Origin of the sequence: Mesorhizobium sp. M7A.F.Ca.CA.002.04.1.1 (assembly GCF_004022805.1) — a bacterium.
Classification (GTDB): domain Bacteria; phylum Pseudomonadota; class Alphaproteobacteria; order Rhizobiales; family Rhizobiaceae; genus Mesorhizobium; species Mesorhizobium ciceri.
In genome coordinates this window covers 1-715 of record NZ_RZPL01001220.1, presented here as the reverse complement: position 1 = coordinate 715, position 715 = coordinate 1, and the positions used below count along the sequence as shown (strand labels likewise).

Annotated in this window: 1 pseudogene; it reads right to left on the bottom strand. The window is 66.4% G+C overall.

From position 1 onward, the window contains the following. Window positions 1-715, bottom strand: a pseudogene (locus tag ENZ75_RS33440) (autotransporter outer membrane beta-barrel domain-containing protein); the annotation flags it as partial.

Below are 715 nucleotides of genomic sequence, written 5' to 3'. Positions count from 1 at the left end.
CACCGACTGTGCGAAGATGCCGTGCGAGTTGTCGTCCTGCGTCAGGATCGAACCGCTCTGGAAGTTCTGGACGTGAACCTTGTCGCTGGTACCGCCAGCGCCGCCGGCGCCGCCGAGGCTCAGCGTGATGGCGATCTTCGAGTCGGTGGATGACGTGCCGGACGCGCCGCCGACGCCACCGGAGCCGCCGATCGACTGCGCCAGGATGCCGTGGGAATTGGCCTTGTCGGTCTGGATTATGCCGCTGTTTTCGACATTGACCTTGCCGCCGTTGCCGCCGACCTCACCCGAGCCGCCAAGCGACAGGTTTACCGCGACTTCACCGCCATCGCTCTTGCCCTTGCTTTCGCCGGCACCACCTGCGCCGCCGCCGCCACCGACCGACTGCGCGAAGATGCCTATCGAGCGCTCCTGCTTGGTCCATATCGTTGCGCCGGCCATATTGACGACATCGACCTGGTTGCCATTGCCGCCCTTGCCACCCGCACCGCCAAGCGAGCCGCCGATTGCGTAAGTGCCAAGCACGCCAGAGCTGGACGAGCCGCCGACACCGCCGCCGCCACCGATCGAATTGGCGCTGATGCCATAGGAATCGGCGCCGTCCGTGACGATCAGATTGCGGTTGGTCACCGAAACCGTGCCGCCATTGCCGGCGCCGCCGGCACCGAGGGCGATCGCCGCGCCGATACCGACCGAAGTCTCGCCAGCATCGCCT